This window comes from Yersinia sp. SCPM-O-B-9106 (C-191), from assembly GCF_026183365.1.
GTDB lineage: Bacteria > Pseudomonadota > Gammaproteobacteria > Enterobacterales > Enterobacteriaceae > Yersinia > Yersinia rochesterensis.
Genome location: NZ_CP110791.1, coordinates 2,053,851 through 2,070,136 on the forward strand (window position 1 = coordinate 2,053,851; position 16,286 = coordinate 2,070,136).

Sequence of the window (16,286 nt, forward strand, 5' to 3'; positions counted from 1 at the left end):
TTTCCAAGGTTTAGCCGTAAGATGTGTTGCCTCGGGACATTAGGTATAGTGACCTGATATCTGTGATGTATTTATAAGCAATTGCGCGGAGTGATGTGTGAGTCAATCCCTGTTGGACCTTTCAGGTTACATCAAGTTTTTTGTTGGCTTATTTGCACTGGTTAACCCGGTGGGTATCTTGCCAGTATTTATCAGTATGACAAGTTATCAGGCAGCTGCGGGCCGGGATAAAACTAACCTGACAGCTAACCTGTCAGTGGCGATTATTTTATGGATCTCTCTGTTCCTTGGGGATGCCATCCTGAAAATATTTGGTATTTCTATTGATTCATTCCGTATTGCCGGGGGCATCTTGGTGGTCAGTATTGCCATGTCGATGATCAGCGGTAAACTGGGTGAAGATAAACAGAATAAACAGGAAAAAACAGAAACTGCAGTACGCGAAAGTATTGGCGTTGTCCCATTGGCATTACCATTAATGGCCGGGCCGGGGGCAATTAGTTCAACTATCGTGTGGAGTTCTCGCTATCACAGTTGGCAGAACCTGCTGGGGTTAACTGTTGCAATTGCACTGTTTGCTTTTTGTTGTTGGTTATTGTTCCGGGCTGCGCCGCTATTGGTTCGATTACTCGGTCAAACCGGCATTAACGTTATTACCCGTATTATGGGTTTACTGCTGATGGCATTGGGTATCGAATTCATTGTTACCGGTATTAAGGCTATTTTCCCAGGATTGCTTTAACCTCCTCATAAGACAACTCATCATTAAGAGGCCACGGGTTTATGACCGGTGGCTTTTTTCTTGCCATTAGCATGATATTTAAGTCCCCGCGCGTTATTTTGGTGCAAATGATGCAGGAAATTTAATCTGTTGCACTCAAATGCTGCACTAATAGATATTCTGAACAAATAATTTGGTTTAAGGCTTATTTATTCATCTTTAATAAAGGGTTGGATAACCTTCCGATTAAATTAAATACGCTATTTGTTGTTAAAATGCTCACATCATTCTGTAGGGCTTGTGCTGAATTTATCTAGATGTTATTAGTGATTAGTACGCAGTGAGTAGGCGTTTATTCTAACAATGATAAAAATGTTAACTTTATGTTTCTTATCACTGTTTTTAAACATAATTTTTGACGTGAAGTTAAAAATATTATCATTTATAACCAATTAATTCATGTGCTTATGTGTTTTCTTGGATGATAATATCCTGCATTACTACTGATACTGACTCAGTAAAAAAGAGAATTGCTTAACATTTCTGTAAAAATTATTGGCGTCAGATTTCGGGTTCTGTTAGCTTTCGGGCAACTCCCTAACGAGAGTTTTCTTGTTTTTTCAATGAAACTGAACCGTGGTTTTTATTTTTGGAATAGTTATTGCTAGTGGTTGTTGGCGGCAGATTGACGCATAACCTTGAGAAAAACATCACAAATCTCGTAAAAGGGCGGTTAGAAATGCAAATAAAGTTTAAACAGCGACCACTGGCAATAATTGGCACTATTTTGGGTTTGTCATTCTCTGCGGGATCGATGGCTGCAACCGTTCTTCCGGGCGTAGAATTAGCGTTAGATCAGAGTATTACTATTAATAATGGTTCTGAGGTTGCCTCTTTAGACCCGCATAAGGTTGAGGGAAATCCTGAAACCAATATTATTCTAAATCTATTAGAAGGGCTGGTAAGTAATGATGCTAACGGCCATATCATTCCGGCTGTTGCAAGCCATTGGGATAATAATGGTTATAAAGTCTGGACTTTCCATCTGCGCGATAATGCGGTCTGGAGTGATGGCACGCCGGTTACTGCGCAGGATTTTGTTTATAGCTGGCAGCGCCTGGCTAATCCTAAAATAGGTTCTCCTTATGCCAGTTATTTACAGTATGCCCAAATTGAGAATATTGATGCGGTGCTAAAAGGTGTCAAAAAGCCAGATGAATTAGGCGTGAAAGCATTAGATACCAAGACGTTGCAAGTCACTTTGACCGAACCCGTTCCTTATTTTATTAGTATGCTGTCACACACTTCAATGAAACCGGTTAAGCGTGATGTCGTTGAAAAATATGGCGATAAATGGACGCTTCCACAGAATTTTGTCGGTAATGGTGCCTATAAATTAAAAGACTGGGTGGTTAACGAGCGTATTGTGCTCGAACGTAGCCCGACTTATTGGAATAATAAAGACACCATCATCAATAAGGCGACTTTTCTACCCATTACTTCTGAAGTGAGTGATATCAATCGCTACCGTAGCGGTGAAATCGATATTACCAACAGCGCCATTCCCCCCAATTTGTTTGCCAAAATGAAAAAAGACCTGCCAGAGCAGGTTCATGTCAGCCCATACCTTTGTACTTTTTATTACGAGATTAATAATCAAAAAACCCCTTTCACGGATGCAAGGGTTCGAGCTGCCATTAAATTAACGCTAGATCGGGATATTATTGCGACCAAAATTATGGGGCAAGGGCAGATTCCTGCGTATGGTTTCACCCCAACATTTACCGATGGCGGTAATTTCGCTTTACCCGAGTGGGCCAGTTGGACTCAGGAAAAACGGAATGCTGAAGCGAAGAAATTACTCGCTGAGGCCGGTTTCAATGCTGAGAATCCATTGAAGTTTAATTTGCTCTACAACACCTCAGATCAAAATAAACAACAGGCTATTGCTGCCGCCTCAATGTGGCAAAAAAATCTCGGTGCCACTGTCACTTTGCAGAATCAAGAGTGGAAAACCTCTTTAGAAAGTCGCCATCAAGGCCAATTTGATGTTGCCAGAGCAACCTGGTGCGGTGATTACAATGAGCCGACGGCATTCCTTAATATGTTGTTATCGGACAGCAGTAATAATACTTTTTTCTATAAGAATCCTGAGTTTGATGCGTTATTAGCCAAAACATTAGCGGCCCCGGATGCCAAAGTGCGCACTGCGTTATATCAACAGGCTGAAAACTTATTGGATAAAGACTCTGCCATGGTGCCAGTATACTATCGCGTCAGTGTGCGCCTAATTCGGCCAACCGTGGGCGGGTTTACGGGTAAGGATCCACAAGATTTAATAGATTTAAAAAATCTTTATATTCGTAAATTAGAGTAGTGAAAAGCGGTTAGCCGTAGGAAGTCGAGTCATAAAGTACTTAGGAAAACAAATAGGGTATTAGGGATGTATAACACAGTACGAATTTTCGTCTGATGTTAATACATATAGGGTATTACAGGGCGGATTCGTTCCCCGCGCGATGTAATTTATACATACCTTTTAAAGGTGAAGCTCGCCTGATTATTGGGCGATGCAATAATAAAAACTGGAGTGGATATAAGCATGACCAACATCACGAAGAAAAGTCTCCTGGCCGCAGGCATTGTGGCTGCTTTAGGTATGATGGCTGTAGGCAATACTTTTGCAGCGAATGTGCCCGCAGGCGTACAACTGGCTGAAAAACAAGTTTTAGTGCGAAATAATGGTTCTGAACCTCAGTCATTAGACCCACATAAAATTGAAGGTGTCCCTGAATCAAATATCTCACGCGATCTATTAGAAGGGTTGGTTATTAACGATCCTAACGGCAAAATTTTACCCGGTGTGGCAGAAAGTTGGGACAATAAAGATTTTAAAGTGTGGACTTTCCATCTGCGTAAAGATGCTAAATGGTCAAATGGTGACCCTGTAACGGCACAAGATTTTGTTTATAGCTGGCAACGTCTGGCGGATCCTAAAACAGTTTCTCCTTACGCAAGCTATGTGCAATATGCCCATATTGCTAATATCGACAATATTATAACCGGTAAACAAGCACCCGATACCTTGGGCGTGAAAGCTCTGGATGACCATACTCTGGAAGTCACGTTGAGTGAGCCAGTGCCTTATTTGGATAAATTATTAGCGCATCCTTCTATGTCCCCGGTGAACAAAACCGCGATAGAGAAATTTGGCGATAAGTGGACTCAGCCGCAGAACTTTGTCGGTAACGGTGCCTATAAGTTGAAAGATTGGGTCGTTAACGAACGTATCGTGTTAGAGCGCAGCCCGACTTATTGGGATAATGCCAAGACCGTCATTAATCAGGTAACTTACCTGCCAATCTCTTCCGAAGTGACTGATGTTAACCGCTATCGCAGTGGTGAAATCGACATGACCTATAACAACATGCCGATTGAATTATTCCAGAAGCTGAAAAAAGAGATCCCAGAAGAAGTTCATGTTGACCCGTATCTGTGCACCTATTACTACGAAATCAACAACCAAAAAGCGCCATTCACTGATGCTCGCGTTCGTGAAGCCCTGAAACTGGGTATGGATCGCGATATCATCGTGAACAAAGTGAAAAACCAAGGCGATTTACCGGCCTATGGTTTCACCCCGCCATACACCAGTGGTGCCGAGTTGACTCCGCCAGAATGGTTCAGTTGGACACAAGAAAAACGAAATGAAGTGGCTAAAAAGTTACTGGCGGAAGCTGGTTACACTAAAGATAAACCGCTGACATTCAATCTGTTATACAACACATCAGACTTACACAAGAAGCTGGCTATTGCCGCCGCCTCTATCTGGAAGAAAAACCTGGGTGTTGACGTTAAGTTGGAAAACCAAGAGTGGAAAACCTTCCTAGATAGTCGTCACCAAGGGGCTTTCGATGTGGCGCGTGCCGGCTGGTGTGCTGACTATAACGAACCTTCTTCTTTCCTGAATATGATGCTATCTGACAGCAGCAACAACACCGTGCATTATAAAAGCCCGGCGTTTGATAAGCTGATAAAAGATACGCTGAAAGTTAAAACTGAGAAAGAGCGTGCTGGTTTGTACCAACAAGCCGAAGTCTTGCTGGATAAAGACTCTGCTATCGTACCCTTGTTCTATTACGTGAATGCCCGTTTAGTGAAACCTTATGTCGGTGGTTATACCGGTAAAGACCCACTGGATAACATGCACGTTAAAGATCTTTATATTATCAAGCAGTAATATCTTAAGGGCAGCCGCCAAATTTGTGGGCTGCCCTTATTGTTTGATAATTCAAAAAGGCTAAAGGTACAGGCAATGTTAAAATTTATTCTACGCCGCTGTCTGGAAGCAATTCCGACACTTTTCATTTTGATCACCATCTCATTCTTTATGATGCGTCTTGCCCCGGGCAGTCCATTCACCGGCGAACGTAATCTTCCCCCTGAAGTGATGGCGAATATTGAGGCGAAATATCACCTCAATGACCCAGTTTATAAGCAGTATTTTAATTATTTGGGCCAATTGGCACAGGGTGATCTTGGGCCATCATTCAAATATAAAGATTACACTGTCAATGAGCTGGTTGCCGCCTCGTTTCCTGTTTCAGCTAAACTTGGGCTGGCTGCATTTTTACTCGCTGTAGTATTAGGTGTTAGTGCCGGTGTTATTGCTGCGCTGAATCAAAATACTAAGTGGGACTATATGGTCATGGGGTTTGCTATGACCGGGGTGGTTATCCCGAGCTTTGTTGTGGCACCTTTATTAGTGCTGGTGTTCGCCATTATATTAAAATGGCTACCTGGCGGTGGTTGGAATGGCGGGGCACCGCAATATATTATTTTGCCGATGGTGGCGCTGTCATTGGCGTATATTGCCAGTATCGCGCGTATTACTCGCGGCTCAATGATTGAGGTTCTGCATTCCAACTTTATTCGCACAGCGCGGGCCAAAGGTTTGCCACTGCGAACGATTGTATTACGCCACGCATTAAAACCGGCATTGCTACCGGTTCTCTCCTATATGGGGCCAGCATTTGTTGGCATTATCACCGGTTCAATGGTGATTGAAACTATTTTTGGGTTGCCGGGTATTGGTCAGTTGTTCGTCAACGGAGCGTTAAACCGCGATTACTCTCTGGTCCTGAGTTTGACCATTTTGGTAGGCGCATTAACCATTTTATTCAATGCGATTGTCGACGTGCTGTATGCCGTTATCGATCCGAAAATCCGTTATTAACACTGGAGCACGCCAATTATGTTGAGCAAGAAAAATAGCGAAGCTCTGGAAGTTTTCAGTGAAAAACTGGAAGTTGAAGGGCGCAGCCTTTGGCAGGATGCCCGCCGCCGCTTTATTCATAACCGCGCGGCGATCACCAGTTTGGTGATCCTAATGTTAATTACCTTATTTGTTATTCTGGCCCCGATGTTAGCTCAGTTTTCCTATGCAGATACTGACTGGGGCATGATGTCAGCGGCACCCGATATTGAATCCGGACACTACTTTGGTACTGATTCATCTGGCCGTGACTTATTGGTGCGAGTCGCTATTGGTGGGCGCATCTCATTGATGGTGGGGGTTTCTGCGGCCTTGGTGGCGGTGGTGGTCGGCACATTATATGGGTCATTATCAGGCTATCTCGGCGGGAAAATTGACTCACTGATGATGCGTGTGCTGGAAATTCTTAACTCATTTCCCTTCATGTTCTTCGTCATTCTGTTGGTGACTTTCTTTGGCCAGAATATTCTGTTGATATTTGTGGCGATCGGGATGGTGTCCTGGCTGGATATGGCGCGTATCGTGCGCGGGCAAACCTTAAGTCTGAAACGCAAAGAGTTCATCGAAGCGGCGTTGGTGGGCGGGGTTTCCACGCGCAATATTGTGTTGCGCCATATTGTACCGAACGTATTGGGTGTGGTGGTGGTATACGCCTCTTTACTGGTTCCCAGCATGATTTTGTTTGAATCATTCCTGAGTTTCTTAGGATTAGGGACGCAAGAGCCATTGAGCAGTTGGGGCGCATTACTCAGTGATGGTGCCAACTCAATGGAAGTTTCTCCGTGGTTATTGATGTTTCCTGCCGGTTTCTTGGTAGTGACGCTGTTTTGTTTCAACTTTATCGGCGATGGCTTGCGTGATGCCCTCGACCCGAAAGACCGCTGAGGAGTAGCACGATGACGACTATTGATAATCAGTCTGCTGTTCAGCATGATGTCCTGTTGGATGTCAAAGACTTGACCGTCACATTCGGTACACCAGACGGCGATGTTACTGCCGTTAATGCCCTTAATTTTGACCTGCGCGCCGGTGAAACGCTCGGTATTGTGGGTGAATCAGGTTCCGGCAAATCGCAAACGGCCTTTGCTTTGATGGGGTTACTGGCCAGTAATGGCCGCATAGGCGGTTCGGCGAAGTTTCATGGCCGTGAAATTCTCAATTTACCCGAGAAACAATTGAACCGCTTACGGGCCGAAGAAATCTCGATGATCTTCCAAGACCCAATGACCTCTCTTAACCCTTATATGCGCGTGGGTGAGCAGCTAATGGAAGTGCTGCAATTGCATAAAAAGATGAGTAAGAGCGAAGCGTTTGAAGAGTCAATCCGCATGCTTGACGCGGTAAAAATGCCGGAAGCGCGTAAGCGCATGCGGATGTATCCTCATGAATTTTCTGGGGGTATGCGCCAGCGGGTGATGATAGCCATGGCGTTGCTGTGTCGCCCTAAACTGTTGATTGCTGATGAGCCGACAACTGCACTGGATGTAACAGTTCAGGCTCAAATCATGACTTTGCTGAATGAACTTAAGAATGAGTTTAATACTGCAATCATCATGATTACCCATGATCTGGGGGTGGTTGCCGGTATTTGTAATAAAGTTCTGGTGATGTATGCGGGCCGAACTATGGAATATGGTCAGGCCCGTGATGTGTTTTATCACCCCAGCCACCCTTATTCTATTGGCTTACTAAATGCAGTCCCTCGTCTTGATGCTGAAGGCGAATCTCTCATGACCATTCCGGGTAATCCACCTAATTTACTGCGCTTGCCGAAAGGGTGCCCGTTCCAGCCTCGTTGCCAATATGCAATGGAACGCTGCGGGACAGCTCCGGCATTAGAACACTTTGGTGATGGCCGTTTACGTGCCTGCTATAAGCCAGTAGGGGAATTGGTATGAATACCATGACAGAGCAAAAAGTCTTGTTGGAAGTGGCCGACCTGAAAGTTCACTTTGATATTCAGGATGGTAAGCAGTGGTTTTGGCAGCCGTCAAAAACACTTAAGGCGGTTGATGGCGTTACCTTGCGTCTGTATGAAGGTGAAACCTTGGGCGTGGTGGGTGAATCTGGCTGCGGTAAATCAACTTTTGCGCGTGCCATTATTGGTTTGGTGAAAGCGACAGGCGGCACTGTAACTTGGTTAGGTAAAGATTTACTCAATATGAGTGATGCCGAGTGGCGGGCAACACGCAGTGATATTCAGATGATATTCCAAGATCCGCTGGCGTCCCTTAATCCGCGAATGACTATTGGCGAAATCATTGCCGAGCCATTGCGGACTTATCATCCCAAAATGCCACGTCAGGAAATCAAAGATAAAGTTAAGGCCATGATGTTAAAGGTGGGTTTGCTGCCTAACTTAATCAACCGCTATCCTCATGAATTCTCGGGTGGCCAGTGCCAGCGTATTGGGATTGCCCGCGCCTTGATTCTTGAGCCGAAACTGGTCATTTGTGATGAGCCAGTATCGGCGTTGGATGTGTCAATCCAGGCGCAAGTTGTGAATCTGTTGCAGCAATTACAACGTGAAATGGGGCTGTCACTGATTTTCATCGCGCATGATCTGGCGGTGGTAAAACATATTTCTGACCGAGTATTGGTTATGTATCTGGGCCATGCGGTGGAGCTGGGGACTTATGATGAGGTTTACCATAACCCTCAGCACCCTTACACCAAAGCATTGATGTCGGCCGTGCCTATCCCCGATCCGGATAAAGAAAGGGCGAAAGTGATTCAGTTGCTCGAAGGGGAATTACCCTCACCGATTAACCCGCCATCAGGTTGTGTATTCCGCACTCGCTGCCCCATCGCCGGGCCAGAATGTGCAAAAACCCGCCCACTATTAGAAGGCAGTTTCCGCCATGCGGTCTCTTGCCTGAAGGTAGACCCGTTATAAGGCCATCAATTGTACTCATCATACGCCAAGCTGCATGTGCGTTGGCTGCTTTTGTGACTTGGCCCGTCCATGGAACTCGCTCTGTCGCCGCCTTCCTGCAACTCGGATTATTTAGAGTATAGATATTGATGTCCAATAAAAATCCCCGCCAGATAAATCAGCGGGGATTTTTTTATGGGCATAATGGCATGAGCGACACATATTCGTTGGGTAACGCCGCGGCCTAAACAGTGGGGGAGTTTGTTACTCTTTCCACAATATATGGCAAAGTTTATGGTCTTTTTCACGGCACAGCAGAACACGAGCAAATACATCGTTTATCTCTTCACCATCACTGTCCGCCAGACCAATGACCACCTCGGCGAAAAAGTCCGGATTTAAATCAAAATCGACATGTTCTTGCCAATCTTCAGCGGGATCAAATAACTCAGCACCACCGCGTTCTTCAAACTGAAGATTAAACAATAAAATATCTGCTGGATCGAGGTTGTCACCGGCCAGTTCCAGAAATATATCGTAAGCCTGCTCCAGCGTTTCATCTTCAGTCAGGCGGTTATTAAGATCCATTTGCAGATTCCCATTTGTCATTTACAGATTACGCTTATTAAAACATTCTCTATGCGGCTTTTACAATTAATATGCTATTGAAAGCGAATAACTCAGAGAATCTACAATTGGATGATTGTCAGTTTCCGATTGATTACAGGAATGGGCTGAAAAAGTAGAATAATCTTTCAGTTACGCGATGCCATAACGGGCGCTTATTCCACTGTTCGCCGTCTAATAATACCGAGCGAGCAATATAATCATCTTGGACTTGGGCTAAATCGGCACCAAAACCGTCATCGTCAATGACCAGTGTGATTTCAAAATTCAGCCATAAGCTGCGCATATCCAGGTTCACGGTTCCCACTAAGCTTAACTGACCATCGACCAGGACACTCTTACTGTGCAGTAAACCGCCCTCAAATTGATAAATCTTAACCCCGGCTTCAAGTAATTCAGAGAAGAAAGCGCGGCTGGCCCAGCGAACCATCATTGAGTCATTATCGCGCGGAACGATAATGCTGACATCGACACCTCGCTGTGCCGCTGTACAGATGGCGTGCAGTAAATCATCACTTGGCACCAGATAAGGTGTGGTCATGACCAACTGTTTACGTGCTGCATACACGGCGGTCAACAATGCCTGATGAATCATTTCTTCAGGGAAGCCCGGGCCAGAAGCAATAACCTGAATAGTATGGCCGCTCTCTTCTTCGAACGGCATAATATGGTTATCGGGCGGCGGCGGCAAAATACGTTTGCCGGTCTCAATCTCCCAGTCGCAGGCATAGACGATGCCAATGGTTGTCGCCACTGGGCCTTCCATTCGCGCCATCATATCAATCCACTGACCGACACCCGCATCTTGTTTGAAGAAACGTGGGTCAACCATATTCATGCTGCCAGTGTAAGCAACATAGTTATCAATCAATACGACTTTACGATGTTGGCGCAAATCCATTCGGCGCAAAAATACCCGGAAGACATTCACTTTGAGCGCTTCGACTACCTCAATACCAGCATTGCGCATCATGGCCGGATAGGGGGTGCGGAAGAATTGCTGGCTACCGGCTGAATCCAGCATCAGTCGGCAATGGACACCGCGTCGCGCCGCAGCCATCAGGGATTCGGCCACTTGATCAACTAAGCCGCCCGGTTGCCAGATATAAAAAACCATTTCTATATTATGGCGAGCTAATTCAATATCGCGCACCAATGCTTTTAATGTGTCATCGGTGGTGGTTAATAACTGTAATTGATTGCCTTTAACGCCGCTGATCCCTTGGCGACGTTCGCATAATTGGAATAATGGGGTCGCCACTTCGCTGTTGGAGCTGGCAAAAATGTGCTGGCAATCTTTCAGTTCACTGAGCCAACGTGCAGTGGAGGGCCACATGGCTTTTGCTCGCTCAGCGCGCCGCTTACCCAGATGAAGCTCACCAAATGAGAGGTACGCGATTATGCCCACCAAAGGCAGAATATAGATAACAAGCAACCATGCCATAGCCGAAGGAACAGCTCTGCGTTTCATGAGAATACGCAATGTAACCCCGGCAATAAGCAACCAATAGCCAAAAACTGAGAGCCAACTGATTACGGTGTAAAATGTTGTCATAAGGGCGGGAATCCTGTTCACAAACGGTCACTAAAGAGTGTACGCACAGTATGGAGAAGACGAAACCTTTAATCAGATATATTATGGATAAAGTCTTTTAAGCTAAAGGACTTGCAAGGACAAATAGAGATATAGAGTTAGCGACCTTTGTTCTATCACAATAAAGATTAGATGATTTAGCGCTAAACATGTGTTTTTTCCTCAGTGTACTTTTTTTCTCGGTGTGACTTGGCTCAAGAGATGAAAAGTTTATAATGGCCCGGTTCTCAGCTTGGAAAGAGTGGCTTCATGAGACGGAGTAAAAATGAGGTAGGCCGTTGGCGTATGTTGCGGCAACATCAGCGCAGAAGAAATCGCTGGCTTGAAGGTCAATCACGGCGCTATCGCCATATCTATAGTGTTCGGCAACTCCACGAGCATCAACATCGTAGAGCACTATTGTTCACTGTGGCTTATGAATGGTGATTCGCTGTGATGGTAATAAAAACAGTCTCTTTATGAGGCTGTTTTTGTTTTTTCCCGTGTGCAAATCCACAAGATATTTATTTTACGCCGAATAGCACTTGATATAATACACTTTTCATCTCTATTCTATCCCATGATTTTGCTAAAATAATGATATTGATAGGATATTTTTGAGAGATACTTTAGGCTTTAAATTTCACTTTTTTGCGCATAAAAACGGCTCCTATCCTAAATTATCAAAATACGATAATTCTGATGTTCATATTAATAATAAAAGGCGCAAAATAGTCTTTTCGCAGTTTATTTCACATCAGAATGCGTTCGCGCTACTCTATATATTCGGTCGCTTCGTTCTAATTTTTCAGTTTCAGGGGTGTTACTGTCGGGTTGTTCGAGGCGACCATTCCCTGATGAAATAAATGATTATGAAATAATAAACATTATGAACATTATGGTTATCTTGTATTTTCTTAGTTATCAATGTGTTATTTAATTTTTTATTTATCCCACTCATTTTCATCATCGTTTTTATTGATCAATAATAAAAAATTGATCAATTTTATCAATTGATCAATACTACAGTTCTCATCAAATAAAAGGATTTTACTGTGGATAGCAGACTAAACATTGCTGTTGATTGCACTTTTATCTGTGAACCGGTTTACAAACGTGACGGTAAGTTACTTGCAGTAGAGTTATTGAGTCGTTTTACCACAGCCTCTTTTAAATCGCCCATTTATACTGAGCGCTTCTTACATCAACTTAATGCTCAGATGAAAGCAAAATTATTGCGTACTCAATTATGTGAAGTAAAAAATCAGCAGCAGTGGTTTACTGAACATCAAATAATACTCTCAATAAATATAGATTTTGATATGGCAAATGCGGTGTTGAATGATGAAGAAGTCATATTGTTGTTGAGTTCAATGCCTTTTATCCGATTAGAAATAATGGAATGTTTTCCTAATCTCAGTGATGGCGCTGAGAATGCATTATTGAGTAAGCTGGCTAAACGATACTCTCTCTGGTTGGACGATTTTGGTAGCGGTGATGCTCACATTGCAGCAGCAGCCAGCGGCTTTTTTGAATGTGTAAAAGTTGATAAGCACTATTATTGGCAATGGGGTGGGGGGGCCAGCTTTGACAATCTGGTCGTGAGTTTGCGCAGCCATTGCCAGCATGTGATTATTGAGGGTGTCGAAACTCACCAGCAGTTTAGCCAACTTGCCGATATGGGCATTGATGCCATGCAAGGTTATTTATTCAGTTCTTGCCCATTAGATGCGGTGAGCTACCTGCCTCTGCAATATGATCATTTTAATATTAGAGAATGCCGTTAGCGGGGCATCAAGTGGGGGAGAGGAAAGTCAAAATTTATCGATATGACATCAACTTAGGTAAACTTTTGCTGTGAATATCACAGTTATATCATGCGGTTCAGCGGATGATGTAATCCCTATTTCAGCAAAGGCTACAGTTAATGTCTCAATATAAATTAGCGAAAACAGTATTCTTCGGGGATTTGAAAATCAGCACGGCGCTGTATAAATATGAGATTTATTGTGAAGAGTCTGAGCTGATATATCACGCTGCAATTTATTCTGAACAAGTCATTGCTGCCGGCAAACATACTTATTCTGTCTGGGTAAGAAAAGACCATATGATCCTAAAATCTCCGGCGCATATGTTAGATAAAGCGGTAGATGCCTGTGAAGATCATTGGCTGAAACACTACAAAGTTTAGTCGGTCAGGTGATGGTGCAATCAAGCTAATACGCCTGGAGCCAGGCGTATGATTCCAATCAAAGTCATCATTAGAGTTAATCAAATAACTCTGACAGAAAACTTTTCTTTTTATAGTGCTTGGGCTTTGAATATCCGTGATGCTCGCGATCACGATCACTATTTCTTGGCTCAGCATAAGAGGCCGCAGGCGCGCTCTCAGTTGATTTTTCAATGATTTTATCAAGCTCTCCGCGATCAAGCCAAACACCACGGCAGTTCGGGCAATAATCAATCTCAATGCTTTTACGTTCAGACATAACCAGTTGGGTATCTTTGCATACTGGACACTGCATAGTCTTCATCTCCGCATTTAACAAAATGGCTTATCGTCTCGACATAAGAATCGATACAGAATTAGACATTAATTCTCTGTAATTATAAGTAAAGTTGATTAAATACATGTAATAACCCGGCAGTGTTCGGGAAATGCGAGCCAAAATCTGGCTGGGAATGGTAAGAAATATCTTCTTTCAAACAGCTGCCGCCATTAGGGGCGCGGCACCTTCATAATCTTTGATTCAAAATACACGTTTATAAGGTTTTACAATAACCGAGTGATATACCCCAGCGGCAACATAAGGGTCTTGTTCAGCCCAAGCCTCGGCCTCGTGCTGCGATTCAAATTCAGCTATCACTGTAGAACCGGTGAACCCAGCAGCACCAGGATCAGCACTGTCGATGGCGGGATTAGGGCCCGCCGTCAATAAACGGCCTTGATCTTGTAAGGTCTGTAAGCGCGCCAAATGTGCAGGGCGCACAGACAAGCGCTTCTCAAGTGAATCAGGGACATCGGTCGCAAAGATTATGTACAGCATGTTTCACCTTTTAAATGTATATACTTCAATATGATGATTTGTGTTTAGTGTTCCATAACACCATGTTCTATCCATAAATTCAATAATCTGCATAAAGGGTAGCATCTAAAATTCTCAGATGAATACACCGGTAATTTATAATGAAATAAAATGATAACTAAGCGTAAATGGAAAGTGTTATTTGGTAGATATTGCCGTTTAAAGCATCATTTAAAGCTGTTCAGTAAGATTGTTTGCTCATGCTTATTGAATATGATTGCTATTTGCATTTAAACTTAGCTGCATTAGAGGACACTGAATTATTATGCAGCTAAATAAAATTTTCCTGGGTCGACGGGTTACGTGGCCACTTGTATTTTCAGTAGGGCTACATGGCAGCGTCATTGCGGCGCTGCTGTATGTATCTGTAGAGCAAATGAATATACAGCCAGAGATAGAAGACGCGCCGCTGGCTGTCACCATGGTGAATATAGATACCTTCGCGGCACCTCAGCCAGCGGCGGCGGAGCCACAGGCTGAGCCGGAACCTGAACCCGAAGCTGTTGAAGAAGCACCGCCAGAGCCAGAAGTGCTGCCAGAGCCGGTACCTGTCCCGCTTCCTGAGCCGGTGAAACCGAAGCCGAAACCAAAACCGGTGAAAAAAGAAGTTAAAAAGCCAGAAGTGAAAAAACCGGATGTCAAAAAGACGGTTGCGCCACCGGATGACAAGCCGTTTAAGTCGGATGAACCCGCATTGGTTTCCACTAATGCACCGGTAAAATCTGCACCTAAGGCGACGGTGCCGGGGGTATCAACATCGGCCGGGCCAAGAGCACTCAGCAAAGCGAAGCCGAATTATCCTGCTCGGGCACTGGCCTTGGGGATTGAAGGGCAGGTTAAAGTACAATATGACATTGACGAAGATGGCCGAGTCACCAATGTGCAGATATTGGAAGCAACTCCGCGCAATACCTTTGAGCGCGAAGTGAAGCAGGTGATGCGCAAATGGCGTTTTGATGGGACGGACAAAAATCGCGTTACCACTATCGTGTTCAAAATTGGTGGCACGACGGAAATGAACTAAGCAGTGATATGGCTGTTTGGCTATCTTCACGCTGCAATAAAAAGGGCCGCTTTATAGCGGCCCTTTTTGCATTTACCGGATAACTTTATGGTTATTGCGCCGCGCCAACTTCAAAATTTCGGCTGCCTTCAGGCAAGGCGCGGGCTTTACCTGCATCATCAACGGCCACATAGGTGAATACCGCTTCAGTGGCCTTATAGCGCTGTCCAATTGGCTCAGAAGAGACCTTTTTCACCCAGACTTCAATATTAATGGTAATAGAGCTGTGGCCAGACTTAATGCAGCGGGCATAACAACAAACCACGTCACCCACGGCAACCGGTTTGAGGAAAGTCATGCCATCAACCCGCACCGTGACGACTCGGCCATGGGCTATCTCTTTAGCTTGAATAGCGCCGCCAATGTCCATTTGTGACATCAACCAACCACCGAAAATATCCCCGTTGGCATTGGTATCGGCGGGCATCGCAAGGGTGCGAAGTACCAGCTCACCGTTGGGTAATACCGGTTCACCGCGAGGTGATATTTGTTCTTGGGTCATCATTGCCTACTATTTTAAATTATGACTTTTTCTGTTCTTCCGGCATATGTTTGTAGATATAAACGCCGCTGATGAGTGTGAATACCAGCGTCAGAGCCGTTAAGCCAAAGACTTTGAAATTGACCCAAATATCTTGTGGTAACCAGAACGCGACATAAATGTTCAGTAGCCCGCACACCAAGAAGAACACCGCCCAAGACAGGTTCAGTGTCGACCAAACGGTATCGGGCAAGGTCAGTTCTTTGCCAAGCATCCGCTGAATCAAGGGCTTTTTCATAAACCACTGGCTGACGAGCAACGCGACGGCGAACAAAACATACAGCACAGTCACTTTCCACTTAATAAATAAGTCACTGTGGAACGCCAGCGTCAAGGTACCAAATACCAGCACCATAATGGCGGTGACCAGTGTCATTTTTTCTACCTTGCGGTATTTGACCCAGGTAAAAGCTAGCGCTAACAATGTGGCGACAATCAGTGCCCCTGAAGCGACAAAAATGTCATACATTTTGTAGAAAACGAAAAACACGACCAATGGGAGAAAATCTAAAAGTTGCTTCATGA

General features: G+C 44.4%; 17 protein-coding genes. 11 read left to right on the plus strand and 6 right to left on the minus strand.

Annotation, left to right across the window (positions count from 1 at the left end):
* The first annotated feature begins 97 nt into the window (after nucleotides 1-97).
* The 7 genes from OP863_RS09480 (at nucleotide 98) to oppF (ending at nucleotide 8,892) form a co-directional block, all read left to right on the plus strand.
* A complete protein-coding gene (locus OP863_RS09480; protein ID WP_004708395.1) occupies nucleotides 98-742 on the plus strand; it encodes a YchE family NAAT transporter in 645 nt (214 codons plus the stop codon).
* Nucleotides 743-1,460: 718 nt separating this feature from the next.
* Nucleotides 1,461-3,098, plus strand: a complete 1,638-nt coding sequence (locus OP863_RS09485; protein WP_145591458.1) for an ABC transporter substrate-binding protein — start codon at nucleotides 1,461-1,463, stop codon at nucleotides 3,096-3,098.
* A 225-nt stretch (nucleotides 3,099-3,323) separates the two neighbouring features.
* Nucleotides 3,324-4,961, plus strand: coding sequence for an oligopeptide ABC transporter substrate-binding protein OppA (gene oppA, locus OP863_RS09490; protein ID WP_038633203.1), 1,638 nt, complete (start codon nucleotides 3,324-3,326; stop codon nucleotides 4,959-4,961).
* Nucleotides 4,962-5,036: 75 nt separating this feature from the next.
* Nucleotides 5,037-5,957 (plus strand): oligopeptide ABC transporter permease OppB, encoded by a 921-nt coding sequence (oppB, locus tag OP863_RS09495; RefSeq protein ID WP_038633200.1) that lies wholly within the window; start codon nucleotides 5,037-5,039, stop codon nucleotides 5,955-5,957.
* Nucleotides 5,958-5,972: 15 nt separating this feature from the next.
* Nucleotides 5,973-6,881, plus strand: coding sequence for an oligopeptide ABC transporter permease OppC (gene oppC / locus OP863_RS09500; RefSeq protein WP_186378142.1), 909 nt, complete (start codon nucleotides 5,973-5,975; stop codon nucleotides 6,879-6,881).
* Between the two features lie 11 nt (nucleotides 6,882-6,892).
* Complete coding sequence (locus OP863_RS09505) at nucleotides 6,893-7,894, plus strand: ABC transporter ATP-binding protein (RefSeq protein ID WP_042562365.1); 1,002 nt, start codon at nucleotides 6,893-6,895, stop codon at nucleotides 7,892-7,894.
* Nucleotides 7,891-8,892, plus strand: a complete 1,002-nt coding sequence (gene oppF / locus OP863_RS09510) for a murein tripeptide/oligopeptide ABC transporter ATP binding protein OppF (RefSeq protein ID WP_038633194.1) — start codon at nucleotides 7,891-7,893, stop codon at nucleotides 8,890-8,892. The genes OP863_RS09505 and oppF overlap by 4 nt, the downstream gene beginning before the upstream one ends.
* Nucleotides 8,893-9,135: 243 nt before the next feature.
* Here the strand turns inward: oppF and OP863_RS09515 are convergent, their stop codons facing one another.
* Together OP863_RS09515 and cls are read right to left on the minus strand one after the other, a co-directional pair.
* Nucleotides 9,136-9,465, minus strand: coding sequence for an HI1450 family dsDNA-mimic protein (locus tag OP863_RS09515; protein ID WP_196333107.1), 330 nt, complete (start codon nucleotides 9,463-9,465; stop codon nucleotides 9,136-9,138).
* 127 nt (nucleotides 9,466-9,592) lie between these two features.
* Nucleotides 9,593-11,053, minus strand: a complete 1,461-nt coding sequence (gene cls, locus OP863_RS09520) for a cardiolipin synthase (RefSeq protein WP_038633191.1) — start codon at nucleotides 11,051-11,053, stop codon at nucleotides 9,593-9,595.
* Between the two features lie 288 nt (nucleotides 11,054-11,341).
* Between cls and OP863_RS09525 the strand changes: the two genes are divergently transcribed.
* The 3 genes from OP863_RS09525 (at nucleotide 11,342) to OP863_RS09535 (ending at nucleotide 13,262) form a co-directional block, all read left to right on the plus strand.
* Nucleotides 11,342-11,518 (plus strand): YciY family protein, encoded by a 177-nt coding sequence (locus OP863_RS09525; protein WP_071777623.1) that lies wholly within the window; start codon nucleotides 11,342-11,344, stop codon nucleotides 11,516-11,518.
* A 608-nt stretch (nucleotides 11,519-12,126) separates the two neighbouring features.
* On the plus strand, nucleotides 12,127-12,858 hold the full coding sequence (locus OP863_RS09530) for an EAL domain-containing protein (protein ID WP_265526173.1): 732 nt from the start codon (nucleotides 12,127-12,129) through the stop codon (nucleotides 12,856-12,858).
* 140 nt (nucleotides 12,859-12,998) lie between these two features.
* Nucleotides 12,999-13,262 carry a hypothetical protein gene (locus OP863_RS09535; protein WP_038633186.1) on the plus strand — a complete coding sequence of 88 codons (264 nt, stop codon included), beginning with the start codon at nucleotides 12,999-13,001 and terminating at the stop codon, nucleotides 13,260-13,262.
* A 76-nt stretch (nucleotides 13,263-13,338) separates the two neighbouring features.
* Here the strand turns inward: OP863_RS09535 and OP863_RS09540 are convergent, their stop codons facing one another.
* A complete protein-coding gene (locus OP863_RS09540; protein WP_265526174.1) occupies nucleotides 13,339-13,596 on the minus strand; it encodes a zf-TFIIB domain-containing protein in 258 nt (85 codons plus the stop codon).
* Nucleotides 13,597-13,821: 225 nt separating this feature from the next.
* Nucleotides 13,822-14,118 (minus strand): YciI family protein, encoded by a 297-nt coding sequence (locus tag OP863_RS09545; protein WP_038633181.1) that lies wholly within the window; start codon nucleotides 14,116-14,118, stop codon nucleotides 13,822-13,824.
* Nucleotides 14,119-14,422: 304 nt separating this feature from the next.
* Between OP863_RS09545 and tonB the strand changes: the two genes are divergently transcribed.
* A complete protein-coding gene (gene tonB / locus OP863_RS09550; RefSeq protein WP_038633178.1) occupies nucleotides 14,423-15,181 on the plus strand; it encodes a TonB system transport protein TonB in 759 nt (252 codons plus the stop codon).
* Nucleotides 15,182-15,272: 91 nt separating this feature from the next.
* Here tonB and yciA read toward each other — a convergent pair whose 3' ends face one another.
* Both yciA and OP863_RS09560 read right to left on the minus strand, forming a co-directional pair.
* Entirely contained in the window at nucleotides 15,273-15,722 is a 450-nt protein-coding gene (yciA, locus tag OP863_RS09555) for an acyl-CoA thioester hydrolase YciA (RefSeq protein ID WP_038639539.1), read from the minus strand.
* A gap of 19 nt (nucleotides 15,723-15,741) precedes the next feature.
* Nucleotides 15,742-16,284 carry a septation protein A gene (locus tag OP863_RS09560; protein ID WP_145588291.1) on the minus strand — a complete coding sequence of 181 codons (543 nt, stop codon included), beginning with the start codon at nucleotides 16,282-16,284 and terminating at the stop codon, nucleotides 15,742-15,744.
* Between the last annotated feature and the right edge of the window lie 2 nt (nucleotides 16,285-16,286).